The organism is Brevibacillus sp. BD137, from assembly GCF_041644655.1.
Lineage (GTDB): Bacteria > Bacillota > Bacilli > Brevibacillales > Brevibacillaceae > Brevibacillus > Brevibacillus brevis_D.
The window spans coordinates 1-26,744 of sequence record NZ_JAOTNO010000021.1; the positions used below are offsets into that span (position 1 = coordinate 1).

Sequence of the window (26,744 nt, forward strand, 5' to 3'; positions counted from 1 at the left end):
ATGGAGCTGTGGTGAAGTTGGAGTTCACGCCGGTCTGTCACACCGGAGGTCGCGGGTTCGAGTCCCGTCAGCTCCGCCATTTTTCTTAAAGAATGGCGAAGATCAATCATAAATGGCTCGGTAGCTCAGTCGGTAGAGCAGAGGACTGAAAATCCTCGTGTCGGCGGTTCGATTCCGTCCCGAGCCACCACTAATTAAATTTAACAGCGCCGGTATAGCTCAATTGGTAGAGCACCTGACTTGTAATCAGGGGGTTGTGGGTTCAAGTCCTATTGCCGGCACCACCATTGGGGTATAGCCAAGCGGTAAGGCAACGGACTTTGACTCCGTCATTCCTAGGTTCAAATCCTAGTACCCCAGCCATTTGCGAGCCATTAGCTCAGTTGGTAGAGCATCTGACTTTTAATCAGAGGGTCGAAGGTTCGAGTCCTTCATGGCTCACCAGTTTTTTTAGCTGAACAAGCAAAGCTGTGTGATAGTAATAGCAATGCCTTTTCTGTTCTAAGTAAAATGCGGGTGTGGCGGAATGGCAGACGCACCAGATTTAGGTTCTGGCGGGCAACCGTGGGGGTTCAAGTCCCTTCACCCGCACCATACTATGACAGAAAGCTTTGCCCTTAGTACAAACTTCATAAGATTTAACATGCGGACGTAGCTCAATTGGTAGAGCGTCGCCTTGCCAAGGCGAAGGTCGAGGGTTCGAGACCCTTCGTCCGCTCCATTTATTTGTGCCCTTAGCTCAGCTGGATAGAGCGTTTGACTACGAATCAAAAGGTCGGGAGTTCGAATCTCTCAGGGCACGCCATATTTCATATGAAACCGAAGAGTAGGAATAGATCCTACTCTTTTTTTTATAATAACTTGTGTATTTTTTCAAATTTTAAGTATTTTTTCCTTGTATCTCCTATTTGCATCCATTACTTTAGAATTACACTGAAAGCATGGAGGAACAGCTGTTACAAACCTGCGGCAGAATATCATGGAACAGGAGTTGTATCAAGATGAACCCTATCAAATTGGAACAAGTAAATCCTGCAATAGCTAGTTTAATCGATAATATAGAAAAAGTACTGATTGGTAAACGCTCTGCGATTGAGCTGATGGTAGCCGCTGTTCTAGCGAATGGTCACGTTTTGCTCGAAGATGTACCAGGCGTTGGGAAGACCATGATGGTACGGGCATTGTCCAAATCCATCAGCGGTGATTTTAAACGTATTCAATTTACCCCTGATTTGTTGCCAACGGATGTGACAGGGGTTGCTATCTTTAACCAAAAAAGTTTGGAGTTTGAGTTCCGTCAAGGGCCGATTTTTGCAAATGTCATTCTTGCAGACGAAATCAATCGGACTTCGCCGAAAACACAATCCGCACTCTTGGAAGCCATGGAAGAGCGCTCGGTAACAATTGATGGTGCGACGTATCGATTGGCAGAGCCGTTTTTTGTGATGGCTACACAAAACCCATTAGAGTATGAAGGGACCTTCCCATTACCTGAAGCTCAATTGGACCGATTTATTATGCAAGTAAGCTTGGGATATCCAACGGTAGAGGAAGAAATGCGGATGCTGTCTAGATTCTCGGCAGCGAATCCATTGGAAGAGCTTCAGCCGGTTATGACCACCGCCGAGCTTGCGGAACTCCAACGCCAGGTATCAGCGATCAAGGTATCGGAAGGAATAAAAGAATACATCGTGCGTCTATGTCATCGTACACGTGAGCATCATCATATTTATCTAGGTGTGAGCCCGCGTGGTTCTCTTGCTCTTTTCCGGGCTGTTCAGGCATTGGCCTTCGTCCGTGGACGTGATTATGTCATTCCAGATGACGTGAAGGAACTCGTTCCAGTAGTGTTTGCACACCGTATGATTGTGAAACCAGAAGCAAGACTGGAAGGAGCAACCGTAGATCGGGTGTTGGCTATGATCTTGTCTGAGACCCGTGTCCCGGTAAGCTAAGGCGGTGATTGCAGATGAGACAGCAAAGGTGGGGTAAGCTCAAGGCGATTGCATTAGTTCTGGTCACTTATGTATTCGCAAAATTTCAAGGTGGCTTCTCAAGCTGGTTTCTTTTTTATAGTAGTTTGGTGTTTCTCCTGTATGAAATTGTCGCTTATGTACTCATGTTCACGAAGCTAGAAGTCGAGCGTGAACTAGATCGCAATCGTTTGCAGGATGGGGAAGATGTCATTGTAACGATACGTTTGCGCCGGAGGATTTGGTTTCCGCTGGGCTGGAATATGATTATGGAGCCTTTGCCGGCGAGGCTGGCTGGCGTGTATGAACCGCATCGACAACTGATATTCCCGTGGTTCAAAAGGGAAGTCGAGTTTCGTTATGTCATACCTAATGTACCGAGGGGATACTATCGTCTCGATGAATGTGTAGTGAGCGGCGGGGATTTCTTTGGGTTTTTTGAGCGCCGCAAAGTTTATTCTATTTCTCAGGAGTTTCTCGTTTATCCAAAATACAAAGAATTGACCCATTGGGCCCTGGGTGACGGGAGCTTCAGTGGGACGGTGCATGTTTCCCATCGGCGCTCTGATGACGTTGCAGCAGTACGGGGCGTAAGAGACTATCATCGGGGCGATCGGTTGAGCCAAATTCATTGGCGAGCTTCTGCACGGGGGACGGGTCTAAAGACGAAGGAATTTGAGCATCAGGCAATGAATCAGGCTGTCTTTTTCCTTGATGTGGAGAAGGCGAGCTACCAAGGGAAGCCTGTGCACTTGTTCGAAACAGCGGTGAAGCTAGCGGCTAGTCTGATCGCTTACGCCAATCGGAATCAATACCATTATGGACTCGTGTACAAACAAACAGATCGCATATCGATACCACCAGGTTTGTCCCATGCCCATTTCCTCAGAGTTTTTGATCAATTAGCTCGTGTCGCGCCAGAAGGACAAGAGTTATTTGCAAGAATTGTGGGAAGAGAAGCATTGGAGCAGCCTCAAGGTGTCACTTTGATTATTATTACACCGCATGTAGAAAAAACGTTGATCAGTCGTTTGGTCACACTCGCTCAAAAAGGCAGACGGGTGCAGTTGTTTCTCATGCAGAACGAGTCAACGATTTCGCATGAACAAAAACTAGCGTTGCAGCTGCTTGGCGCAAACAAAGTAACATGTACGTCTATTCACATGGATGATCAAGAGTGGAAACGGATTGGAGGTGCATAGACTCATGAGCGTTTGGAGGCGTCCAACGATTTGGGAATGGGTCTTGGCCCTTTTTCTGTTCCTGATGTTACGAGAGTGGCTGATTCCTCTACAGACATTAACTGATACGGGCATTCTGTGGCCGTTTTATGCAATTGTGGGTGGAGTCATTATCATTGACCTGTTGATTCCTTATCGGTGGTTAACCCTGCCGATCAAGGCACTGGGGCTAATGGTGCTTTTGCATGCTACTTTATTTGAAAAACCGTTTTTTGACTCGGAATGGATTGGTCAATTGTACGGGCAGATGATTCACGATCTTCCGTTAGCGTTTCAACAGGACTGGGCCAGCATGTCGATCTTGTCGCGGAATACAATGTTTGATCTCGTCCTGGTGCTGTTAGCGACGATGTTAACGTACCTCGTGCTGGAACAACGGCAAGGCTTATGGTTTGTCTTTTTGACGGAATTGTATTTGGCTGTATTGGATACCTTTCTCCCGTATGATGCTAGTGCAGGGGTTGTACGGACGCTGATTATTGGTTTCCTGATGCTGGCCATTAGCCATCTGATGAAGATGATGAACATGGCAACACTGGCAGGGAAGAGAAGCCGAATTATGCTCAACTCCCTCCTGGCTTCGGTGTTGGTCATTATGGCTTGCATCAGCATCGGTTATGCTGCACCGAAGTCAGGACCGTCATGGCCTGATCCGATCGCCTTTTTAACAGGGAAAGGGAAAGATACCCCTGTTGGTGTGATGAAAAAAGTAGGATACGACAACAACGATGAACGGTTGGGCGGTCCCTTCCTGCAAGATAACACATTAGTGTTTATTGCAAAGACGAACGAGCACAGCTATTGGCGCGGTGACTCGAAGGACGTGTATACAGGAGTTGGCTGGGAAAAGGGCGATAGAGAGTATGAGTCAATCCTGGATCCGCAAACCTATACATGGGAGAATACGCTGTTCCAAGGGCTTGAAACAAAGAAGGTTCAAGCTACATTAGAATTTAAAGGCCCGCAGCAATTCCCGACTGTCTTTTATCAAGGTCAGCTGAAAAAGGTGAGCAATTATGCACCACCAGAGGCAACCGTTGTTTATGACAAAATGAATCAGCAGCTCGAAGTACGGGCGGGAAAAATCAACTTGGTTCAGCTGAGTGAGAAAAACGGTCGGCCAGAGTACGGCCCCAATCCGCTTTTGCTCAAACTGAATCAATACAAGGTCGAGACAGAAGTACCGATTGTCAGTGAAAAGGCCGTGACGAATGCGGGGACGAATTATCCGGATGATATCAAAGAGCGCTACTTGCAAGTGCCAGCTTCGGTTCCTCCGCGAGTAAGAGAGCTCGCTGCAACGATTACCAAGGATGCGAAGACTCCTTATGACAAAGTGAGAGCGATCGAGAATTACTTGCGCTCAAGTGGAAAATATAAGTATGAAACGAAAGACGTTCCTGTCGCTCCAGAAGGTCAGGATTTTGTCGATCACTTCTTGTTTGACAGCCTTCGAGGGTACTGTGACCATTTTTCCACTTCGATGGCGATTATGCTTCGTACTCTGGATATCCCGACACGTTGGGTCAAGGGCTTCGCACCTGGTGAACGAGTGGGAACGGATGCGTTTAACTACGAGACTGTAGAAGTGCGCAACAAAGATGCTCACTCGTGGGTAGAGGTATACTTCCCGGGGGTCGGTTGGGTTCCGTTTGAAGCGACGAGTACATTTATGTCACCTGTTCGTTTTAATTATGATCTGGTCACCTCAAAGCCGGAGATCCCTGTTCCGTTGCCAAACCTGGCGAATCAAACGGACAGCGATCGTGGGAATGGACGTTTCAATGAACTGGAAGAGGGAGACAGCCCAGCAGGTAGTGGGATGAAAATTCCTTGGCAAGTAAACGCGGGATTGGCTGTAGTCGTTGTCGCGGCAGGAATTATCGTGTGGCGCCGCAAACAAGACATCCAGCTATGGTGGATGCGTAGGCAACTGAATCAAGAGCGAAGCAGTGAGTTCCCAGATCGGTACCATTTGCTGATGCGGATGATGGAGCGAGTCTACACGCGCAGACAGCCAGGAGAAACGTTGCGGGAGTACGTGGGCAGGATGACCCTGCCGGCAGACAAGCGACAAGACTTGCGCTATTTGACGGAGCTGTACGAACGTACCGTGTATGGCTATAAACAAATGGAACAAAATGCGAGAACAATAGCAGAGCAAATACTCGAACGGTTAATCCGTCAATTGAAGCCTTGAACAATGCCGTTCCATCTGCTAGAATGACGATCAATGAGACTCGTATAATGATCAGGAATAGGGCCTGAAAGTTTCTACCGCTAGACCGTAAATTTGGCGACTACGAGGAGAGCACATCGGATTTTTGTACATGCAAACCGCACATGTGTACACAAGCTGGGACGTTGCCTCCGTATTGTTTACCGGAGATAGCAGTCCCGGCTTTTTTGCAAATATGCGACAACTTCGCATGGCATGCCGACACTTGCACGTCCTGTATGTTACAGGAGAAGGGGGATATGATGGACAAGTCAATGGAAATGGTCGTCGTACTCGATTTCGGAGGCCAGTACAATCAGTTGATCGCGCGTCGTGTACGCGATCTGGGTGTTTATAGTGAACTGATTCCGTTCAATACACCTGTTGAAAAGATTAAAGAGATGAATCCAAAAGGGATTATTTTCTCTGGCGGACCTGCTAGTGTGTATGAAGAGGGAGCACCAACTGTAGACCCTGCAATTTTTGATCTGGGCTTGCCTGTATTGGGTATTTGCTACGGAATGCAGTTGATGAGCCATTTGACGGGCGGAAAAGTAGAACGCGCGGGTAAACGCGAGTACGGAAAAGCCGAACTGCGTATGCAGCAAAAACACGGCTTGTACGACAAATGGGATACAAGCGAAATCGTGTGGATGAGCCACTCTGACAAAGTAGTAGAGCTCCCAACCGGATTTGTCATTGATGCGGTAAGCGACAGCTGCCCGGTAGCTGCGATCAGCAACATTGAGCGCCAGCTGTACGGCGTACAGTTCCATCCAGAAGTAGTTCATACTCAAAAAGGTACAGAGTTCATCGGAAACTTCCTGTTCAACGTTTGTGGATGTGAAGCGACTTGGAGCATGACGACGTTCATCGAGGACGAGCTGGTTCGCATTCGTGAAACAGTCGGCAACAAGCAAGTACTGTGTGCGTTGAGCGGTGGTGTGGATTCTTCCGTAGTAGCAGCGCTGATTCACAAAGCGATTGGCGATCAATTGACATGCATGTTCGTTGACCACGGTCTTCTGCGCCAAGGGGAAGCAGAAGGGGTAATGGAGACATTCGGTGAGAAATTCTCCATGAAAGTGATCAAGATCGATGCTCGCGAGCGTTTTATGAGCAAGCTCAAAGGTGTATCTGACCCCGAGCAAAAGCGCAAAATCATCGGTAACGAGTTCATTTATGTATTCGATGAGGAAGCTGCGAAGCTGACAGATATGGACTTCTTGGCACAAGGTACGCTGTACACCGATATCGTAGAGAGCGGAACAGCGACTGCACAAACGATCAAATCGCACCACAACGTAGGCGGTTTGCCAGAAGACATGAAGTTCACGTTGATTGAACCATTGAAAGCATTGTTCAAAGACGAAGTACGCAAACTGGGTACCGAGTTGGGCTTGCCAGATGAGATTGTTTGGCGTCAGCCATTCCCAGGACCAGGCCTCGGCATTCGTGTTTTGGGTGAAGTGACGGAAGAAAAACTGAAGATCGTTCGTGAATCCGATGCGATCTTGCGTGAGGAGATTGCCAAGGCAGGTCTTGATCGGGAAATTTGGCAGTACTTCACGGCTTTGCCAAACATGACGACCGTAGGTGTAATGGGAGATGTTCGTACGTATTCTTACACCGTAGGGATTCGTGCGGTAACGTCCATTGATGGTATGACTGCTGACTGGGCACGCATTCCGTGGGATGTATTGGAGAAAATCTCTGTGCGTATCGTGAATGAAGTAGACAATGTAAACCGCATTGTGTATGATGTAACGTCCAAACCACCAGCAACGATTGAGTGGGAATAGGAACAAAAAATGACTCTCTTTTATTTGCGTGATTTGCGAATAAAAGAGAGTTTTTTTATGATCAAGAATTATTTCGTTCCATACATCATGAGAAGTTTTCCATTTTCTTTTGCAAGAGCAATATAAATGACCCCGCCTAGCCATCCCGGAGGAAGCGTTCCTTCAATAATCCAAGCTTCTGCAATAGGGTTGTAGCTAATAGCGAAGGGAGTTTCCTCCAAAAACTGAGAATAGTGCTCCGCTAAATAGGAGAAGATTGCCGTTGCAACTGAATGTTCATCTATAAGCTCACCAAAAGCAAATTCATCTCCAAACCGATCTTGCTGGAGAAGAGTGTCACGATCAGCGAAATAGAGTTCAAACCTCCCAATTAAATTCTCATCATACAAATCACGTTCCACAAAGCCATATTCGATGACTTTTTCCTTTTGATGAACGTTGTGCTTGCTCTTTTTCTTATCGTCGACCTGTACGGTGATTCGATTGACTCGAAGCCGGTCACGTTCTCGTTCCTGCTCCGCTATTATTTTCTCCCAAGCATCCATATAGCTCATTTTGGATCTCCTCCATCTAGTTATGAAGTATAACACAGGGCTTCTAGGGAAATATCCGGATATTAAACTCTTTTTAAAAATGAATGTTCGTATTTTCGTTGACATTCCCTATGTCACCTGATACACTTCTCAATGTGAGCAGGTAATATAGGAAGGTTCGTATATTCTTGAGAATATGGCTCAAGAGTTTCTACATGGTCGCCGTTAACGACATGGCTACGAACAAAATGTCATCGGGATCTGATTTTGTTATTATATTTGGAATTATTCCCGAAGTGTTTTGTTTGACGGCCAGGCGCATGATAAGAGCGTTCAGGCCTTTTTTTTGTGAAAAACGCTCGACGTTTTTCGTTTACGGTCGGCAAAAAACAGTTAGACTATTTTTTGCAACAAGATTAGTATGGGGGGACTTATAGGTGCGGAAGTATTTCGAATTTGACAAGCTAGGCACCAATTACCGACGCGAAATCATCGCGGGTATCACTACTTTTTTGGCAATGGCATATATTTTGGCTGTCAATCCATTCATTCTCAGTGGTGCGGATCTGCCGCCAGATTTGAAAGCAAACTATCCTGCATTTGGGGCTGTCTTTACCGCAACGGCTTTGGCTGCTGCTCTCGGTACACTGTTAATGGGTATTTTTGGGCGTTTGCCGATCGGCCAAGCTCCGGGAATGGGATTAAACGCATTTTTTACTTATACCGTCGTTCTGACGATGCAAATTCCTTGGCAACAGGCTTTGGCTGGCGTATTCCTTTCTTGTACGATCTTTTTGATTCTGTCCCTGACAGGGGTTCGTGAAGCGATCATCAAAGCGATTCCAAAAAGCTTGAAGTACGCAGTTTCGGCAGGGATTGGACTTTTTATCGCGTTTATCGGTTTGAAAAACGCAGGTATCATCGTAGCCAATGATGCCACCTTCGTAGCACTGGGACATCTGACCTTCTATCACGAGGGAATGAAGCCGGAAGCAATTTTGGCAGCGAAAAATGCATTGCTTGCTGTGTTTGGTCTGATCGTGACGGTCATTCTGCTTTCTCGCAAAGTCAATGCAGGTATCTTTATCGGGATGTTGATTACGGCGATTACCGGGATGTTTTTCGGACTGGTGAATTTGCCTGAGCAAGTCGTTTCTGCACCACCTAGCCTTGCTCCTACATTCGGTGCTGCGTTCGAATATCTCGGTAATCCATCCGCTTTGTTCACCGTGAACATGCTGATTGTTGTGTTGACATTCTTGTTTGTAGACTTTTTCGATGCCACAGGTACGCTCTTGGGTGTAGCGAGCCAAGCTGGATTGCTCCGCGAAGACGGCAACTTGCCACGTCCAGGAAAAGCACTCGCATCCGATGCAATTGCAGGTATGGCAGGTGCGGTACTCGGTACATCTACCACTACAGCTTACGTTGAGTCGACAGCAGGGGTAGCGGCAGGCGGGCGCTCTGGATTTACCGCAGTTATCACAGGGATTATGTTCCTGCTGGCGTTGTTCTTCTCACCGCTTCTTGCGATTGTCACACCTGCGGTTACAGCACCAGCACTCATTATCGTCGGTGTTCTGATGGCTTCTCACATCGCAAAAGTGGCATGGGATGACCTGGATGAAGCGTTCCCTGCGTTCCTGACGATTTTGTTGATGCCATTGACTTATAGTATTGCAACAGGTATTGCGACAGGCTTCATCGTTTATCCGGTAATGAAGGTAATGAAGGGCAAGGCTCGCGAAGTGCATCCCGCGATGTATGTGCTGTTCTTCGTCTTCCTGGCTTACTTCATCTGGTTGCGCGAATAGGGTTATTTGGGAATGAGGCTCTTCGTCTACTGGACGGGGAGCTTTTTTTGCGCTATGATAGGAAAAATCTTTTTTCACGGAAGGATGGACCGATTCCCATGACAGGTCTAAACATGTTCCTTCAACAGCATCACCACACGTAGAGCGTTTGTATCTTCGGAAATTTTTCCGCAGGTGCAAGCGCTTCTTGTGCTTCGTGCCTGCGGTGGTGTATTTAGGAAGCCATGCGGGCAAGTAGTTGCCTTGCATGGCTTTTTTGGTTTTCTCTATCTGATAAAAGAAAGGGTGTTATTCATGGAAAACGAAGTATTAAAAACGGTAAAAGGCACAAAAGATTTCATGCCGCAGGAGCAAATGCAACGAAACTGGATACGACGGACGCTCGAGGCTGTATTTGAGACATACGGCTGCAAGCCATTGGAGACGCCTATGTTGCAGCACTACGAATTGCTGGCATCCAAGTACGGCGGCGGGGATGAGATATTGAAAGAAGTGTATCGTTTGAACGACCAAGGAGATAGAGAGCTCGGCCTGCGCTATGATTTGACTGTACCGTTGACAAAGGTAGTGGGCATGAATCCTGAGATGCGGATGCCCTTCAAGCGGTATGAGATCGGAAAAGTATTTCGGGACGGCCCAGTAAAAACCGGACGTTTGCGCGAATTTATTCAATGCGATGTCGATATCGTGGGAACGACATCGGTGCTGGCTGAAGCAGAATTGCTCAGTATGGCGTTTGAGGCATTCAAGCGGTTGGGGCTCGACGTGTACATTGAGGTCAACAACCGCAAGCTGTTATCTGGGGTGCTTCAGGAGCTGGGAGTTCCCGTAGAGAGAGCCGGGGATGTCATGCTGTCGCTGGATAAGCTCGAGAAAATCGGCGTGGACGGAGTGCGTGATGACTTGCGAGAGCGAAACGTCGAGGAGTCACTCGTGTTGGCCATTACGTCTTTCCTACAAGAAGGTGCGATTACCCTGGATCTGTTGACAGAGCGCTTTACATCCCCGCTAGTTCAGGAAGGGATTCGGGAGCTACGCGATATGCTTGCCTATGTAACAGGAGCCGGTGTGGAGGGTGAGCTTCGTTTCTCGCCATTTTTGGCAAGAGGCTTAGGGATCTACACAGGGATTGTGTATGAGATCTTTTTGCAGGATGGAAGTATGACGTCCAGTATCGGTAGTGGGGGACGTTACGATCAGATTATCGGTCGGCTTTTGGATGATGGAAGAGAGTATCCCGCTGTCGGGATTTCGTTTGGATTGGATGTCATTCTTGCAGCGCTGGCAAATCGCAACAAGGAGGAGCAGAGAGCTGCCGATGTACTCGTCATTCCCCTCGGGACAGAAGCATCCAGTCTTGGCCTGGCCAATCGATTGCGCGAGAGCGGTATCAGAGTCGAGCTGGAGCTGACTGGTAGACGACTGAAAAAAGCACTCGATTATGCAAACAAAGAAGGCTTTGCTTTTGCCTTGATCTATGGGGAAAACGAAGTGAACAGTGGGCAGGTCGTCGTAAGAGATATGCGAGAGGGAACAGAACAGCCGGTTCCTTTGGAGTTGGTTGAAAAGTGGCTGTCCGACAAGCTATCAGGGTAAAGAGGAAAGATAGTCTTTTTCTTCCATTTTTTGTACAGTAGAGAAAAGGGGGAGATGGCGTGAAGAAATGGGTCTCACTGGTCGGTTGTAGCTTATTGTTTTTGACGTGGATGTTGCCTGTAAATGCTGAGGAGGGTACTGCGCTTACGCGTAAACCCCTCTATCAGGCGGATGTGCGAATTGATCCAATCAAGAAGGAAGTAGCAGGAACCGTAACGATTACCTTTTGGCCAAAAGACCCTACTCGTGCCTATCTCCATCTTTACCCGAACGTATTTACAGAAGAGCATCAAGGCATGCTATGGGAGGAACTTTTAGGCAATGGCCCAACGCTTGGCACATACACTAATAAAAAACTACTGGTCGATGGCATTGCGGTTGCCAGTAAACAGACGAAAGACCTGAACATATTCGAAGTGCCTCTAGAAGGACAGACGGGCCCACGAACGATCGTGATGGAGTTTGAGATGACTCTTCCGCGAAACGATGGCAGGATGTCGTACGATGACCACTCACTCTGGCTGGGGAACTGGCTCCCGGTTCTTGCGGTGTACGACAAGGAAGGCTGGCATCTCGATCCGTACGAGCCTGTCGGTGATCCATTTTATAGTGAGAACGCAGATTATGAGGTGAACGTGACGCTGCCAAAAGAGTATCAGCTGGCGAGCACAGCGCCTGATATGGCTGCGAAACAGATTTCTACTCGTGAGGGAGAAAAGACGATACAGCTCGGTGCAGAAAATGTGAGGGATTTTGCCCTCGTCGTTATGGATGCCTCCTATCAGCGAACGGAAACAAAGGTGGGCGAAACAGTCGTCCGAACATGGTGGCGGAAAACAGATGATCCGGAAACTGCTGAGCAGATTCATGAAGCAGCAGCGAAGTCTCTGGCCTATTTTCATCATCAATTGGGCGCCTACCCCTATACCGAATACGATGTGGTAAGAACCGGTGGCGCAATAAATGGAATGGAGTACCCAGCATTGGTCTTTCTCGACGGGCGTCATTTCTTTTCAGGGGAAGAAACAGGTATCGTCACGGTTGTCCATGAGACGGCACATCAGTGGTTTTACGGATTACTCGGAAATAATCAGGTAAAGGAAGCATGGCTGGATGAGGGATTCACAGAGTACGTGACACTCTCATACTTATCTCAGCAAGACCCGCTGTTGGGAGCAGAACGGGTACGCAGACGGCTGGGGCAGGGCACCTCTGTTCAGTATTACGTGGCAGAGGAACAACGTCCTTGGCAAGCGCTGTCTGCATTTCCTAATAATCAAAGTTATAGCGATCTCGTTTATTCCCGTACGTCCTCGATGCTGTGGCTATTGCAGGGGGCGTGGGGGGAAGAAAGGGTGCATGACGTTTTAAAGCAGTATGTCGAGAAGTACCGCTATCAGGTGGTGACCGGAAAGGAATGGGGAGCCTTTCTATCTGAGATGGCCGGAGAAGATGCGGGCGCTTTCTTGGACTATTGGTTGAAAGTAGACATGTCCCAGCAGGAACAGGCAGCTGCTTGGCTGGAGCGCCAACGTCTCAAGCATCAGAAGAAGTAATCGAAGGCAGGGGATCACGATGTGGCGGAAGCATTGGGTGGTCATCGTTGCAGTAGGAGTCGTTTTGACTGTATTCTTGAACATCCGGCCTTGGACAGGGCAGGCTGGCGTAGATGCTCAGGAGATTGTGCTTATTGGTCACAAGCAGGCTGCAGTCACTTACAAGGCCGACGTACAAATCGATATGAACAAGCACGTGGTGAAAGGCATGCTGACGGCTCGTTTTTTCCCCCAAGATGACCAAGCTTTTTTTCATTTATATCCCAATGCTTTTTCTGCGAATGCAACAACCAGTGGAGAGAACTGGGAGGCTGTGCTGGGCAACCAGCGTGAGCCTGGCGGTATCAGGATAAGCGAAGTACGGGTAAACGGAAAAAGTGTCGGCGTACAGTATGCAGGAAAGACCAATACGCTTTTACAAGTGCCCCTTCCTGCAAGAACTTCGAACGCTGAGACGGTGGTGGAGATGAATTTTCAGCTCGAGGTTCCTTTTAACAATGGGCGAATGTCTTACCATGATCATGCGATGTGGCTAGGCAATTGGCTGCCGATCCTGGCGGTCAAGGATGCAGGAGGCTGGCGGCTCGATCCTTATTCCGCGATAGGCGATCCTTTTTACTCGGATGTGGCGAATTATCATTTACGTGTGCAGTTATCAGAGGGGTACCAGCTTGCTACGAGTGGATTGGAGAGCGTGGCTGTCATCACCGAGACGAGACCGCAACGGTTAAAAATCTATGAGGTGGACGCATGGAACGTTCGGGATTTTGCTCTTGTTGTCATGGACGATACGTACCAGCCTATATCTGGCAAGGTCGGAGAAACCATCGTACGTACATGGGTGCAGAAAAGTGATGACCGGCAAAATGTAGAACGAATCCATGAGACTGCGAGGGAGTCTCTCGACTATTACGGAAAACAGTTCGGAGTGTATCCGTATAAAGAATACGATATTGTCAAAACAGGCGGCTTCTTTGGAGGTATGGAATACCCGGGCCTCGTTTTTATTGCCCAGGAGTATTTTGACCGTAGAGATTCCATGGGGGAAGCGATCGTAGCGCATGAGACGGCACATCAGTGGTTTTACGGGTTGGTCGGAAACGACGAGGTGCGAGAGGCGTGGCTGGATGAGGGACTGACAGATTATGCAACGATGATATTTTTACAGCAAAAGTCTCCTACGCGTTCACAAGCGTATATTCAGATGCGGCTAGGCCAAGCACGTGCAGCGGAAGGATATGCGAACCAAGGAGTCACTGCAAAGTCGTCCGTGGAGGCTTTTCCAGACTGGAGGAGCTACAATGACCTCGTTTACGGGCGAGCGGGTGCCATGTGGTGGAACTTGAAAGAAGAATGGGGAGTCGAACGACTGCATCAGGTGTTGCGTCAATATGTACGAGATCATCAATACAAGCAGGCGAATGGGGAGCAAATCAAAGCGCTATTGACTACAGCTGCCGGGGCGGATGCGAGTCCCTATTTAGATTATTGGCTTCAGGTCGAGCTAGAGAAAGCCGAAGCGGCCAACAATTGGGTAGAAAAAGGCAAACACGAATAATTTTTGATTTATCATTTTAAAATGTTCGGAAACGAGGTTGACAGGCAAACTTTCTCCCTGCTACACTGAATACGTTGAGTGAAAACGAGTTCGAATAGCCCAGGCGATGAGAGCGGCGCGAAAAGCCGTTAGTCGGTTGGGTTTTCTTCTGATGTTACAAAACGTAGGGGGCGAATGGTTCATGCTACAGCCTTTGGTAGGAGTCATTATGGGCAGTACGTCAGACTGGGAAACAATGAAGGAAGCTTGCGCAATACTGGACGAATTGCAGGTACCGTACGAAAAGAAGGTCGTGTCTGCACACAGAACGCCAGACTTGATGTTTACGTATGCCGAGACCGCTAAAAGTCGCGGCTTGGAGGTCATTATTGCAGGTGCGGGCGGGGCAGCTCATTTGCCAGGAATGGTGGCTGCTAAGACAGAGTTGCCTGTCATTGGTGTACCGGTGAAATCATCCAACTTGAATGGTCTCGACTCGCTTTTGTCGATTGTACAAATGCCAGGGGGCGTGCCTGTGGCGACGGTTGCGATCGGAAAAGCTGGAGCTATCAATGCAGGGTTATTGGCTGCGCAAATTTTGGGGATCAAATATCCAGACGTACAAGAGCGGTTCGTGCAAAGACGTGATGATGTACGCAATAAGGTGCTGGAGGCTAGTGAACTCGAATGACAACCAAGGACCGTAAGCAAATCAAACCAGGATCAACCCTAGGAATACTCGGCGGAGGACAGCTTGGACGGATGATTGCTCTTGCGGGACGAGCTATGGGCTACCGCTTTGTCACAATGGACCCAACAGCAGACGCACCATGCGGCCAAACGGCTGATCGGCAAATTGTTGCCAGCTACGATGATGTAGAAGCAGCGATGCAGCTTGCCTCAGTCAGTGATGTCATCTCCTATGAATTTGAAAATGTCGATGCACAGGTGGCTGAAGTGTTGGAGAGCCGCGCTTATGTACCGCAGGGAAGCCGCCTTTTGCGTATCACCCAAAACCGGATTCGGGAAAAGACCGCTATTCGCGAGATCGGCATCCCGGTTGCTCCGTTTTGTGTCGTGAACAGCTTGGAGGATTTGCAGGAAGCCGTGCGTGAACTGGGGCTGCCTGCTGTTATGAAGACCGCAACCGGTGGCTATGATGGCAAAGGACAATGGGTATTGAGAAGCGAGGCTGAGCTGGCAGAGGCGTACGAAACGTTGTCCAAAGCAGGTACAGAGCTGATCGTGGAACAATTTGTTCCCTTCCAAATGGAGCTGTCTGTCGTTGCTGCACGCAATCCTGCGGGAGAACTGGCTGTTTTTCCTGTATCAGAAAATATTCATCAGGAAAACATCCTGCACCTGAGCATCGTACCCGCTCGTATTTCGGCTGAAGTAGCCGCCCGCGCGGAAGAAATTGCTCGCACGATTGTAGAAAAGCTGGATGTGGTCGGACTCATTGCAGTTGAGCTGTTTTTGACTGAAGATGGTCAGCTGTATGTCAATGAATTGGCGCCGAGACCGCACAACTCCGGGCATTTTACCATGGATGCTTGTGTGACCTCGCAGTTTGAGCAGCATGTTCGGGCGGTTTGCAATCTGCCTTTGGGATCTACAGAGTTGCTCTCGAGCGTCGTGATGGTTAATATTTTGGGAGAGCATCTACAGCCTGTCATCGATCAGATCGACAAGCTGCCGCGCACAGCTAAGCTCCATTTGTACGGAAAAGCAGAGAGCAAGGCCAAGCGGAAAATGGGGCATATCAATGTGCTCGCCCCTACTGTAGAAGAAGCGCTCACCCTAATTGATGAGCTGAAAATCTGGACGAATACATCGGAGGTATTATCATGATCGAACGTTATTCCCGACCGGAAATGCGCGCCATTTGGACGGAAGAAAACAAATTCAAAGCGTGGCTGGAAGTAGAAATTCTCGCGTGTGAAGCATGGTCCAAGCTGGGCATCATTCCTGAGGAAGACGTGAAAAAGCTGTGGGATAAAGCTACTTTTGACATCAACAGAATCTATGAGATCGAAGAAGAGACACGCCATGATGTGGTGGCGTTTACCCGTGCGGTATCGGAAACCTTGGGCGAAGAAAAGAAGTGGGTGCACTACGGACTGACTTCTACCGATGTGGTGGATACTGCTCTGTCTTACCTGCTGCGTCAGGCGAACGAAATTTTGGAAAAGGATATCCAAGACTTCATCGAGGTTTTGGCAGACAAAGCTCGTGAGCACAAGGATACAGTTTGCATGGGCAGAACGCATGGCGTACATGCGGAGCCTACGACTTTTGGCTTGAAGCTGGCCCTGTGGTATGAAGAAATGAAGCGCAACCTGGCTCGTTTTCAGGCTGCGAAAAAAGAAGTGGCGTACGGCAAAATCTCTGGCGCAGTTGGCACATACGCAAACATCGATCCGTTCGTGGAAGCGTACGTGTGCGAGAAGCTGGGACTGTCTGCAGCGCCTATTTCTACTCAAACCTTGCAGCGTGATCGCCACGCCGAGTACATGGCGACATTGGCACTGATCGCAACTTCTTTGGAGAAATTCGCAACAGAAATTCGCGGTCTGCAAAAGAGCGAAATGCGCGAGGTGGAAGAAGCATTTGCCAAAGGCCAAAAAGGTTCTTCTGCAATGCCACACAAGCGCAACCCAATCGGAAGCGAAAATATTTGCGGACTTGCTCGTGTCATCCGCGGTCACATGCTCACTTCCTATGAAAATGTTTCCCTCTGGCATGAGCGGGATATTTCCCACTCCTCTGCGGAGCGCGTGATTTTGCCAGATGCAACGCAAGCATTGAACTACATGCTGCGCCGTTTCATGAACATCGTGAAAAACTTGACGGTGTTCCCTGAGAACATGAAGCGCAATATGGACCGTACCTTTGGATTGATCTACTCGCAGCAAGTGATGCTCAAGCTGATCGAAAAAGGCATGAGCCGCGAGCAAGCCTATGATACGGTACAGCCTCGTGCGATGCAGGCGTGGGAAGAGCAACGCTCCTTCCGTGCGATCGTCGATGAGGATGCGACTGTTAGCTCTACACTATCCAAGGAAGAGCTGGATGAGTGCTTTGACTACCGTTACCATCTGAAGCATGTGGATACGATTTTCCAACGTCTTGGATTGATTTAAATGCAAGTGCCCTCGAATTTTCGGGGGCGCTTTTTTTATAAAGTAGCTTTAGTGGGGGGAGAAGCGCATTTCCAGTCTACGCTTCGGCCTACGCCCTACTGGGGGATTGACTGTCCGCTCCGGAATAAATGGCGGGAGCGCTTCAAACGTAGAAGTTTCGAGGAAGAATTTCATAAGTGAAGCTGAAATTCCCCGCCATTTATTCCTGCGCTGGGGCGGGCTCCAGAGGCGCTTGGACTGGAAATGCGCTTCTCCTGCGCAGCTTTTTTTGAAAAGCTTGAAAGTGAACTCAAGAATGTGTAATTGCTACTACGAACTCTCAAATAATAAAGATTTAGTATCGTTAAGCTAACTGCCAGCGTTACCTTCAATTGTCAATGAGCGGTCAAGCGGCTACTATTATTGGAAACTCATTCCTGTAGAAGGAGGACTAATATGAATCCACTACTTCTCTCTTTTCCGGAACAATTTGAAACTCAGCGATTATTGATTAGAGCACCGCAGTGGGGTGATGGTCAATTTGTAAATGAAGCCATACGTGAAAGTGTAAATGAGATGCGCCCATGGCTTCCGTTTGTAAAAAACCTCCCATCTATTGACGATTCAGAAGCCTACGTACGTAAAGCCAGGATCAATTTTCTAGAGCGCACAGACTTAGTGCTACATATATTCGAAAAGAATACAGGGCAGTTTGTGGGCAGTAGTGGGCTCCATCGCTTTGATTGGAATGTACGAAAATTTGAAATTGGATATTGGCTACGCACATCGCGTACTGGTGAGGGTCTAATGACAGAGGCAGTAAAAGGTATCGTTGCCTTTGCCATTTATGAATTGGAAGCAAACCGCCTTGAAATTCGCTGTGATACTCGGAATAAAGCAAGTATAGCTGTAGCTAAGAAGGTAGGTTTTACGTTGGAGGGTACTTTACGCAATGTTAACCTAAATGACTCTGGAGAACTGACTGATACCCATATCTTTTCATTAGCAAAAGGTTATGAATATCATTTATAACTGAGTTAACGTCTTCCCTCCACCAAAACGCTTTTAAAGACAACTTAAAAAATTCCTTAAGAAATTTTTAAAGATTTCTTTTGAAAGTTGTAACCGAAATGATACCCCTTTCGTACCTACTTGTGCGAGCTTACAACGAGTCCATAAGTACCTTACAAAAGTGTAAGCTTCCTGAAATATAACTCGATGGTTCCTGCTTCGTTTCGACCGTACAATGAAATTAATTCATACGGACCACGAAACGGGAGATCGATTATGACAACAGCAATCATGTATCCAAAATTAAGTCACCAACAAATTTACGAAGATTACTCTGCTAAAATATATCGCTATTTCCGCTACCGGGTAAAAAACGTCTGGGATGTGGAAGACCTGACAACGACTGTGTTTATCAAGGTGTACTCCAAGCTTGAGCAGTACGATGGCCGCCATCCATTTGGTGCATGGATTTTCCGAATTGCGCACAATGCTTTGATTGACTACATGCGCAAGAAGCGGGAGAGTCCGGTAGATCAGGACACATTTAGCAATATGATCGCAACAGATAAGCTTCCAGAGGAGCATCTTCTGAATCAGGAGACAACCGAGGGCTTGTGGGATAATGTACACACGCTGACAAAGGATCAGCGCAATGTGATCGCTCTGCGCTATCTCGGAGATTTGCGAATGAATGAGATCGCGGAAATCTTGGGCAAGACAGAGGCTTCGGTGAAAATCCTGCACTTCCGTGGGATTAAGAAGCTGCAGCAATTGATGACAGAACAAGCATAAGGGGGGACAACAGTCCTTCCTTTTTTGCTATGTGGCTGTAGTGGAGAGAAGAATATTTCCATGCTAGGCTCCAGGCTTCGTCCTGCTGGGGGGTAAGACTGGCCGCTCCGAAGGGATTCGCGGGGAAACGCAAAAGTGGTAGCCGCTACGTCGCGAGGGCACGGTTGCGTTTCTGTTGCCCGCGAATCCCTTGTCCGCTCGGTAGGACTCCACAAGTCGCTACGCCTGGAAATATTCTTCTCTGTCGTTACTGATGGCATCCTTACATTCTTTTAAGGTATTTAAAAACCGATCAACACGGAAAGCTCGTAGAGGAAACAGGAGAAATAAGCGAAGATCTTAGGGACACCGACCGAGACGCAATGCAAAAAGCGAAACACGCACTTAAGCGTCCACCTCTGAAACACATCCTGAAAGGACCACTTTGGACGCGGTTTCGATTTTTGCATGGAGTCGAACAGTCAATCCCCCAGGGGGTGGCCCTAGAATCTGAGCGTTTTCTCCTGTTTCCTCCCCTCCGCAACAGTAACGAGACTCGTAGCCTCTAAGTAAGAGAAACGTCAAAGGCTTGGCGTAGTCTAGTTTTCTAATGGTATAGTAAAGAATAAAATGGAGGAGACTCAAGACGAGAGGAGTATGAGTGATGTCCACAATTATGATTGTAGAAGACGACCCGAAAATCAACCAGCTGCTACAAGAGCAACTGGAAAAATACGGATTCCAGACAGTCAATGTTGAACATTTCGATAGAGTCATGGAGGTATTTACCCAATCGCGTCCTGATTTGGTTCTGTTGGATGTGAATCTACCGAAATTTGACGGATTTTATTGGTGCCGACAAATGCGCCAGGAGTCCAACTGCCCGATTCTGTTCATCTCTGCACGAGAAAGTAAAATGGATCAGGTGATGGCCTTGGAAAATGGGGCTGATGACTATATCACAAAGCCATTTGACTACGATGTGGTTTTGGCCAAAATCCGCAGTCAGCTACGTCGGGCTTACGGACAATATGCTCCGCAAGAAGGGGAGCGTACAGTTGAAGTAGCGGGGCTCAAGCTGTTTTTGGAGCGAATGGAGCTGTCCATGTACGAGACCAAAATCGAGCTGAGCAAAAAGGAAGCGTTACTGCTCGAAGCCTTGATGAATCAACATCCACGTGTCGTCAGCCGTGAGCGTTTGCTAGAAAAGCTGTGGGATGAACAGTTTGTCGATGAAAACACGCTGAATGTCTACATCACACGCGTGCGCGGCAAGCTGAAGGACCTAGGCTTAGAGGGAGCTGTCGAGACTGTTCGCGGTTCTGGTTATCGCTTGCGTGCGACTTGGGAGGAAGGGCAATGAAGCTGTTCCTTCGTGATCAATGGCCATTCGCAGCGTTTTTTCTCGTCCAATTGATCTTATTAATTATGATTTTTGCGCTGGATGGGTACTGGAATGAATCATTGATGATCTACGTCATGTTTTTATCTATTTTTTTCGCGGGGGCTTTTCTCGCCATCCGCTATTTGTCTCACCGCACAATCTATCAGCGACTGAGCAAGCCGGTAGAGTCATTAGAGGAGCTGACCCAGACATACGGGAATTCACCGTTGTGCCGCGCGATGGATGACATCAGTCAGGAGCAGTACCGGCTCTACAAAGAACAGCTTCATGCCTATGAAAACAAGCAACGGGACCATACGACGTTTATTCAGCAATGGGTTCATCAGATGAAGACGCCGATTTCGGTTATTCATCTGTTGCTGCAAAATGAAGACGATCCAACAGCTGAGAGCGTTCGTGAAGAAGTGGACCGGATCAAGCGTGGACTAGAAACAGTACTGTACATAGCTCGTCTCGACCGATTTGAACAGGACTTCCTGATTGAGCCCGTAACACTGCGTTCCTTGGTGCAAAATGTGTTGGCTGAAAACAAGCGGCTGTTTATTCGTAACCAAGTGTATCCCGAGGTAAAAGTGGATGAAAATTGGCGAGTAGAATCGGACGATAAGTGGCTTGCTTTTGTCCTCAACCAATTGTTGACGAATGCCGTTCGTTATTCAGCAGGGAAAAGCAACAAGGTCACCATTCGTGCGTATGAACGCGGAGCACATGCCATACTGGAAGTGCAGGATTATGGAATCGGGATCCCCGCCGAAGATATTCACCGCGTATTCAAGCCGTATTTTACGGGAGAAAACGGGCGTAAATACCCTGAGTCCACCGGGATGGGACTGTACTTGGTGAAAGAAATTTGCGGTCGGCTCCATCATGGGGTGGAGATGGAATCAGAAGTGGGCGAGGGGACAACCGTACGTATTGTCTTGTCTGCCATCGTCCCAACCTTACAAGAAAGTAAGATAGCTGAAAGTTAATTCGATAGCTGGACTATGCGCACTTTCGTATAGTTGAATTTGGAAGTGCAAGAAAGGGGAATGGCGCATGGAAATGCTTGCTGTAAATAGCTTAAGTAAAATATACGGGGGCAAGGTAACCTACCGCGCGCTGACCGATATCGATTTTTCGATTCGCAAGGGCGAATTCGTCGGTATTATGGGCCCCTCGGGCAGTGGCAAGACTACGCTATTAAACATGATTTCCACCATTGATACACCAACCTCTGGTGCGGTTCTTTTGAACGGTACGAATCCGCATCATTTAAAAAAAGATAAACTGGCTCTGTTTCGTCGCCGTGAGCTCGGCTTTGTATTTCAAGATTTTAACCTCTTGGACACGTTGACGATTGGGGAAAATATCGTGTTGCCGCTGACGCTGGACAATGAGAAAGTAGCGGTCATGGAAGAAAAGCTGCAAAGTGTTGCGGAGAAGCTAGGGATTCAGGACATATTGGAAAAGCGGACCTTCGAGGTATCTGGGGGGCAACGTCAACGGACGGCAATTGCCAGGGCGATCATTCATTCCCCGTCGCTTTTGCTCGCTGACGAGCCGACAGGAAATCTTGATTCCAAGTCTTCGCGCAATGTGATGGAGACACTGGAAGCGATCAATAAGAGAGATAATACCACCATGATGATGGTGACGCATGATGCTTTGGCGGCCAGCTATTGCCATCGGGTGATTTTTATTAAAGACGGCCAACTCCATAACGAGATGTATCGGGGTGAGAGTCGACAGGTATTCTTCCAGAAAATTATTGACTCATTGTCGTTTTTGGGAGGGAACACCTATGACCTTTCGACAATTCGCGTGTAATAACGTTCTACGAAATAAGCGTATGTACGCTGCATTTTTCATGAGTAGCGTTTTTTCTGTCCTCATTTTTTTCGTCTATGCGATGTTCATTTTTCATCCGGAAATTATCGGGCAGGAGATTCATGAATCCGTAGCCACTGGGATGATGGCGGCTGAGTACGTCATTTTTCTGTTCTCCTTCTTTTTTCTCTTTTATTGTGTCGGTGCTTTCCTGAAAAAGAGGGAGAAGGAGTTCGGCATCCTTTTTATTCAAGGCATGACACCGTTACAGCGGAACATGCTGATTTTTATGGAAAACATGCTGATTGGCATTGTCTCGATTGCCATTGGGATTGGGGTCGGGCTGGTTCTCGCCAAGCTGTTTTTTCAATTCGCCGGATTTTTGCTTTCTGTAAAAGCACTCGGGTTTTACTTCCCATGGAAAGCGATCGGTTTGACAGTGGTGGCGTTTCTCATCTTGTATGCAGCCATTTCGCTATTTACGGTCCTTGTGCTGCGAAGCCGGAGTCTGTTGGATCTGTTGCAAGGAAGCGGTCGTCCTAAGCGCGAGCCGAGGGCATCGCTAGTGCTGTCTCTGGTCGCGGTAGCTTTGTTAGGAATGAGCTATGCCTTAGCCCTCACTGCTGACGGCGTGAATGTGCTCGTGCTGATGCTTCCGGTCATTGCGCTGACGACTGTAGGAACGTACCTGTTGTTTACTCAGCTGAGCGTCATCTTCATCGATTTTCTAAAGAAGCGTCGAACTTTTTATTGGAAACGTACGAATCTCCTGACGCTCTCTGATCTGGCCTATCGAATGAAGGATAATGCCCGGATGTTCTTTTTGGTCAGCATCGTCTCTACCGTTGCTTTTTGTGCGATTGGCACGCTGGCAGCGTTGGCTGGGTCGATTCAGATTACGGTGATGAAAATCAATCCGTTCGCATTTGAATACCAGTCCAAACAAAGTGATGTGGAGAGGGCCAAGCATCTGTCGTTAATTGAAACGAGCTTGCAGCAGGGTGGCTTTTCTTTTGAAAAATATCAAGTAGCTATGCGGGTTTTGCCCGAACCGGTCAATGAGGAAATGATCGGAGTAGTCAAGCTGTCCGACTATAACAGGCTGGCGGTAGCGTCTCACTCGCCTGAGCTGCAAATGACGAATGACGAGGTGTTCGTCATGCTCAACTGGATTGGCGATTCGGTAGCGAGCAAGAGTCTTCAGGTGGGAAATGCACAGTTGGCAGTCAAAACAGACACGAATATGACTCCGTTGATTAAGGGGCTCGAATTTGAGCGTTTGGCTGTCGTGCCGAATCAGGTGTACGACCAGCTTCCAAAAGCGAAGGAAGAACAGCGCTTCGTATACGAGGTGCCAAGATGGAAGGAAACCCAGGATCTTAGTCTCAAGCTTCAGGATGAAATTAGTCATTACGACGAAAATTATTCGTTTTCAGCTCGTGCACCCTACTATCACTCCATGAAACAAATGGCGAACATGGCACTCTTTATCGGGTTATTTGTAGGCGTGTTGTTCTTTGTAGCTGCAGCAAGCTTTCTCTATTTCCGTCTGTATACGGATCTGGAATACGACAAGCGGCATTATGGGGCGCTTTCCAAGATTGGACTCACGGATGCGGAGTTGACGCGGATCGTTACGACCCAGATTGCCCTGTTGTTCTTCGTGCCGATTGTGGTGGCCATTATTCACAGCATGGTGGCGTTCGTGTCCCTGCAAAGCTTGTTGAAGCTCATCCTTGTCGCGTCTGTGTTCAAGCCGACTGCGATTGTGTTATGCAGCTTCGTCGTTGTTCAAGGTGTGTATTTCTGGATCATTCGAAACCGTTACTTGTTCCATTTAAAGCAATCAATGAATCGCTAGTGAACTTTTCCAGCATGTCCAGATGAGCAGGGACATAGGATAAAAGGAGAAGGGCATGCGAGGGGGCAAGCGAATGGAACGAGAGACGTGGATGGGGCAAGCTGTACAGATTGCGGTTGAAAATGTACGTGATAAAATAGGCGGCCCGTTTGGAGCCCTTGTCGTGAAGGATGGGCAAGTAGTTGGACGAGGACGCAATGAAGTGACGACGAGCAATGACCCGACGGCACATGCCGAGATTCAAGCCATTCGGGATGCGTGTCGTCGTCTCGAAACCTTTCAGTTAAACGATTGTGACCTGTATACGAGCTGTGAGCCGTGTCCGATGTGTCTGGGAGCCATCTATTGGGCCAGACCGCGAAATGTCTATTACGCTTGCACGAAAGAAGATGCGGCGCATGTCGGTTTTGATGATCAGTTTATTTATGAGCAGATTGTTCTCCCTCATGAAGAGCGAAGCATTCCGTTTCAGAGAATAGATCTTGCGAACAAACGGAGTCCATTTGAAGCATGGTCTCAATCTCTGGACCGTATCGAATATTAATAGAGAGCCTCTCCTAGCGGGGAAGGCTCTTTTTTCGTTTTCTTGAAATGCTTTCAAAATGAAATTTTCAGACGAAGTATTGCGCTGTGTCTAAGATCGTATTATAGTAGCAACAATCTTTATGGAATTCGACCGAATTTTATAAAATTTAGCTGTGATGAGGTTGAAAATTGTTTAAAAAAGACGAATGAAGGTGTGTTTGTATGGAGGAAACTTTCCGAAGATCACTTTATCCTGATTTAGATGACATCGACTATGGGATCATTCGAGCCTTGCAAGGAAATGCGCGCTTGCCGTTTACTCAGATTGCAAAGGACCTCGGGGTTACAGAAAAGACGATCCGTATGCGCGTCCAGCAATTGCAGGACGAAGGAGCCCTGAGTCTGGTCGGTATTGTCAATCCGGTCAAGGTAGGGTTTCATGTACAAGCGATGATTCAAGTGGCTGTGGATGCGGAAAAGCTGGACGATGTGGTTGCTGCGTTGATGGAAACCGTAGAGATTAGGCTCATCGTACTCACTTCTGGTGAATATCAGCTTTTCACACAGGTACTCGTAACAAGTAATGAAGAATTATCGCAATTTTTACTTGAGAAGCTGCACAAGATTCCTGGCATCTCCAAAACGAATGTGATTAACGAATTGAAAATATTGAAGTCCAAGTACAACTTTATCCGCTAGTTAGGCAAGGACGGAGGTACAGCTATGATTTACTGGCAATTATTTTTCGCCTTTTTCCGCATCGGAATCTTCGGATTTGGGGGAGGACCTACGATGGTTCCCCTCTTTTACACCGAATGCGTGAAAAAGTATAAATGGGTGACAGATGAGGATTTTTCCGACAATCTGGCGCTCGGCAACGCTCTTCCAGGGCCCATTGGGACCAAGCTGGCTGCATATATCGGCTATCGGGTAAAAGGCTGGAAGGGTGCATTGGTGGCAAACATCGCAGTAGTGATGCCAATCGTGCTTGTGATGATCGGTTTGCTGCAAGTTATATATCAATGGAAGGATGCTCCGGGTGTATACGGCATGATCCAGGCAATCGGTCCGGTAATCGCAGTTATGACAGGCGTCCTTACCTGGGAATTCCTTTCAAAGGGGTGGAAGGGAGCGTCCAGCAAAGCAGGTGTGAGCCTTTCCCTCGCCCTCTCACTCGTAGCGTTACTCTTCCTTGATTGGCATCCGGGCATCGTCGTAGGAATTGCGCTGGCCGTTTCATTTGCTTATTCTACTTGGTCTGTCCGCAAGCGCAAGGACAAGGACGGCAAGGAGGGTGTAGCATGATCTACCTGCAATTATTTTGGGCCTTTTTCATCTCCAACATTTTGGGGTACGGGGGAGGACCACCCAGCATCCCTTTGATCCAAAATGAAGTGGTTGACCATTACCAGTGGATGAGTGTGCAGGAATTTGGAGAAGTGCTGGCAGTAGGAAATGCCCTGCCCAGCCCAATCGCGACCAAGCTCGCCGGATACATTGGCTATCAGGTAGCAGGTGTACCGGGTGCAATCGTCGCTTTATTTGCAACGGTCGCGCCGACAGCGATCGCGATGGTCTTATTGATGGGGTTTATAAACCTATTCCGCAGTGCGCCACAGGTAAAAGCGATGACCCAATCGGTACGGCCAGTCGTTACTGTCTTGCTCGGAACGATGACGTACCAATTCCTGATGGGCGCAGTCGAGGGAATCGGCTGGATGCAAACAGGGATTTTGACAGTAGCATCCTACCTTCTACTCGAAACATGGAAGGTTCATCCCGCTATTGTCATTCTGGGAGCAATGGCATACGGGTTTGTTTTCATCGGCTAGGAAGGTATACGTAAGCTTGTAAGAAGAAAAAGCACAGGGCTCGCAGACCTTGACAACGCCTACCCAGTCGGAACTTCCAAAAGGGGACCCGCTTGTCGAACACGTCTTCCCTGAGAAGCTTCCGCCCGTAGGGTGGCT

At 48.1% G+C, this 26,744-nt stretch carries 22 protein-coding genes, 8 tRNA genes and 2 riboswitches; of the genes, 29 read left to right on the top strand and 1 reads right to left on the bottom strand.

The window, feature by feature from the left end:
- Positions 1-2 precede the first annotated feature (2 nt).
- The 12 genes from ODZ53_RS27590 to guaA all read left to right on the top strand — a co-directional run bounded on the left by ODZ53_RS27590 (position 3) and on the right by guaA (position 7,234).
- Positions 3-79 (top strand) — tRNA-Asp (locus ODZ53_RS27590).
- Positions 80-114: 35 nt separating this feature from the next.
- Positions 115-190: transfer RNA gene (locus tag ODZ53_RS27595), tRNA-Phe, on the top strand.
- Positions 191-208: 18 nt separating this feature from the next.
- Positions 209-284: transfer RNA gene (locus ODZ53_RS27600), tRNA-Thr, on the top strand.
- 4 nt (positions 285-288) lie between these two features.
- Positions 289-363 (top strand) — tRNA-Gln (locus ODZ53_RS27605).
- Positions 364-368: 5 nt separating this feature from the next.
- A tRNA-Lys gene (locus tag ODZ53_RS27610) sits at positions 369-444 on the top strand.
- Positions 445-512: 68 nt separating this feature from the next.
- Positions 513-594 (top strand) — tRNA-Leu (locus ODZ53_RS27615).
- A 51-nt stretch (positions 595-645) separates the two neighbouring features.
- Positions 646-721: transfer RNA gene (locus ODZ53_RS27620), tRNA-Gly, on the top strand.
- Between the two features lie 7 nt (positions 722-728).
- A tRNA-Arg gene (locus ODZ53_RS27625) sits at positions 729-805 on the top strand.
- A gap of 196 nt (positions 806-1,001) precedes the next feature.
- Complete coding sequence (locus ODZ53_RS27630) at positions 1,002-1,955, top strand: AAA family ATPase (protein ID WP_173626816.1); 954 nt, start codon at positions 1,002-1,004, stop codon at positions 1,953-1,955.
- 14 nt (positions 1,956-1,969) lie between these two features.
- Positions 1,970-3,175, top strand: a complete 1,206-nt coding sequence (locus ODZ53_RS27635) for a DUF58 domain-containing protein (protein ID WP_372681470.1) — start codon at positions 1,970-1,972, stop codon at positions 3,173-3,175.
- A gap of 4 nt (positions 3,176-3,179) precedes the next feature.
- A complete protein-coding gene (locus tag ODZ53_RS27640) occupies positions 3,180-5,414 on the top strand; it encodes a transglutaminase TgpA family protein (protein WP_372681472.1) in 2,235 nt (744 codons plus the stop codon).
- Positions 5,415-5,434: 20 nt separating this feature from the next.
- Positions 5,435-5,537, top strand: a riboswitch (purine riboswitch).
- A 158-nt stretch (positions 5,538-5,695) separates the two neighbouring features.
- Positions 5,696-7,234, top strand: a complete 1,539-nt coding sequence (gene guaA / locus ODZ53_RS27645) for a glutamine-hydrolyzing GMP synthase (protein ID WP_041749766.1) — start codon at positions 5,696-5,698, stop codon at positions 7,232-7,234.
- A gap of 68 nt (positions 7,235-7,302) precedes the next feature.
- On the opposite strand, the gene ODZ53_RS27650 is transcribed toward guaA, so the two are convergent.
- Positions 7,303-7,788 carry an NTF2 fold immunity protein gene (locus tag ODZ53_RS27650; protein ID WP_372681474.1) on the bottom strand — a complete coding sequence of 162 codons (486 nt, stop codon included), beginning with the start codon at positions 7,786-7,788 and terminating at the stop codon, positions 7,303-7,305.
- 137 nt (positions 7,789-7,925) lie between these two features.
- A riboswitch (purine riboswitch) is annotated at positions 7,926-8,027 on the top strand.
- Between the two features lie 177 nt (positions 8,028-8,204).
- On the opposite strand from ODZ53_RS27650, the gene ODZ53_RS27655 reads away from it, so the two are divergent.
- The 17 genes from ODZ53_RS27655 to ODZ53_RS27735 all read left to right on the top strand — a co-directional run bounded on the left by ODZ53_RS27655 (position 8,205) and on the right by ODZ53_RS27735 (position 26,606).
- Entirely contained in the window at positions 8,205-9,581 is a 1,377-nt protein-coding gene (locus ODZ53_RS27655; RefSeq protein ID WP_372681476.1) for an NCS2 family permease, read from the top strand.
- 294 nt (positions 9,582-9,875) lie between these two features.
- Entirely contained in the window at positions 9,876-11,177 is a 1,302-nt protein-coding gene (locus ODZ53_RS27660) for a histidine--tRNA ligase (RefSeq protein ID WP_372681478.1), read from the top strand.
- Positions 11,178-11,236: 59 nt separating this feature from the next.
- A complete protein-coding gene (locus tag ODZ53_RS27665) occupies positions 11,237-12,733 on the top strand; it encodes a M1 family metallopeptidase (protein WP_372681480.1) in 1,497 nt (498 codons plus the stop codon).
- A gap of 19 nt (positions 12,734-12,752) precedes the next feature.
- Positions 12,753-14,291 (top strand): M1 family metallopeptidase, encoded by a 1,539-nt coding sequence (locus ODZ53_RS27670; protein ID WP_372681482.1) that lies wholly within the window; start codon positions 12,753-12,755, stop codon positions 14,289-14,291.
- Between the two features lie 181 nt (positions 14,292-14,472).
- Entirely contained in the window at positions 14,473-14,961 is a 489-nt protein-coding gene (gene purE, locus ODZ53_RS27675; RefSeq protein ID WP_012684280.1) for a 5-(carboxyamino)imidazole ribonucleotide mutase, read from the top strand.
- On the top strand, positions 14,958-16,121 hold the full coding sequence (gene purK / locus ODZ53_RS27680) for a 5-(carboxyamino)imidazole ribonucleotide synthase (protein ID WP_372681485.1): 1,164 nt from the start codon (positions 14,958-14,960) through the stop codon (positions 16,119-16,121). The genes purE and purK overlap by 4 nt, the downstream gene beginning before the upstream one ends.
- On the top strand, positions 16,118-17,413 hold the full coding sequence (gene purB / locus ODZ53_RS27685) for an adenylosuccinate lyase (protein WP_372681487.1): 1,296 nt from the start codon (positions 16,118-16,120) through the stop codon (positions 17,411-17,413). Before purK ends, purB begins: the two co-directional genes overlap by 4 nt.
- 435 nt (positions 17,414-17,848) lie before the next feature.
- Positions 17,849-18,424 (top strand): GNAT family N-acetyltransferase, encoded by a 576-nt coding sequence (locus ODZ53_RS27690; RefSeq protein WP_372681489.1) that lies wholly within the window; start codon positions 17,849-17,851, stop codon positions 18,422-18,424.
- A 255-nt stretch (positions 18,425-18,679) separates the two neighbouring features.
- Entirely contained in the window at positions 18,680-19,195 is a 516-nt protein-coding gene (locus tag ODZ53_RS27695) for an RNA polymerase sigma factor (protein ID WP_372681491.1), read from the top strand.
- Positions 19,196-19,838: 643 nt separating this feature from the next.
- The gene (locus ODZ53_RS27700; RefSeq protein WP_016740262.1) at positions 19,839-20,537 is read left to right on the top strand and encodes a response regulator transcription factor; all 699 of its coding nucleotides are present in this window, start codon (positions 19,839-19,841) and stop codon (positions 20,535-20,537) included.
- Positions 20,534-21,550, top strand: a complete 1,017-nt coding sequence (locus ODZ53_RS27705) for a sensor histidine kinase (protein WP_372681493.1) — start codon at positions 20,534-20,536, stop codon at positions 21,548-21,550. The genes ODZ53_RS27700 and ODZ53_RS27705 overlap by 4 nt, the downstream gene beginning before the upstream one ends.
- 67 nt (positions 21,551-21,617) lie before the next feature.
- Positions 21,618-22,388 carry an ABC transporter ATP-binding protein gene (locus ODZ53_RS27710; protein WP_012684288.1) on the top strand — a complete coding sequence of 257 codons (771 nt, stop codon included), beginning with the start codon at positions 21,618-21,620 and terminating at the stop codon, positions 22,386-22,388.
- Complete coding sequence (locus ODZ53_RS27715) at positions 22,363-24,249, top strand: FtsX-like permease family protein (RefSeq protein WP_372681495.1); 1,887 nt, start codon at positions 22,363-22,365, stop codon at positions 24,247-24,249. Before ODZ53_RS27710 ends, ODZ53_RS27715 begins: the two co-directional genes overlap by 26 nt.
- Positions 24,250-24,322: 73 nt before the next feature.
- Complete coding sequence (locus ODZ53_RS27720) at positions 24,323-24,793, top strand: nucleoside deaminase (protein WP_372681497.1); 471 nt, start codon at positions 24,323-24,325, stop codon at positions 24,791-24,793.
- A 203-nt stretch (positions 24,794-24,996) separates the two neighbouring features.
- The gene (locus tag ODZ53_RS27725; RefSeq protein ID WP_372681499.1) at positions 24,997-25,473 is read left to right on the top strand and encodes an Lrp/AsnC family transcriptional regulator; all 477 of its coding nucleotides are present in this window, start codon (positions 24,997-24,999) and stop codon (positions 25,471-25,473) included.
- 24 nt (positions 25,474-25,497) lie between these two features.
- The gene (locus ODZ53_RS27730) at positions 25,498-26,079 is read left to right on the top strand and encodes a chromate transporter (RefSeq protein ID WP_372681501.1); all 582 of its coding nucleotides are present in this window, start codon (positions 25,498-25,500) and stop codon (positions 26,077-26,079) included.
- Positions 26,076-26,606 carry a chromate transporter gene (locus ODZ53_RS27735; protein WP_372681503.1) on the top strand — a complete coding sequence of 177 codons (531 nt, stop codon included), beginning with the start codon at positions 26,076-26,078 and terminating at the stop codon, positions 26,604-26,606. Before ODZ53_RS27730 ends, ODZ53_RS27735 begins: the two co-directional genes overlap by 4 nt.
- Positions 26,607-26,744 lie beyond the last annotated feature (138 nt).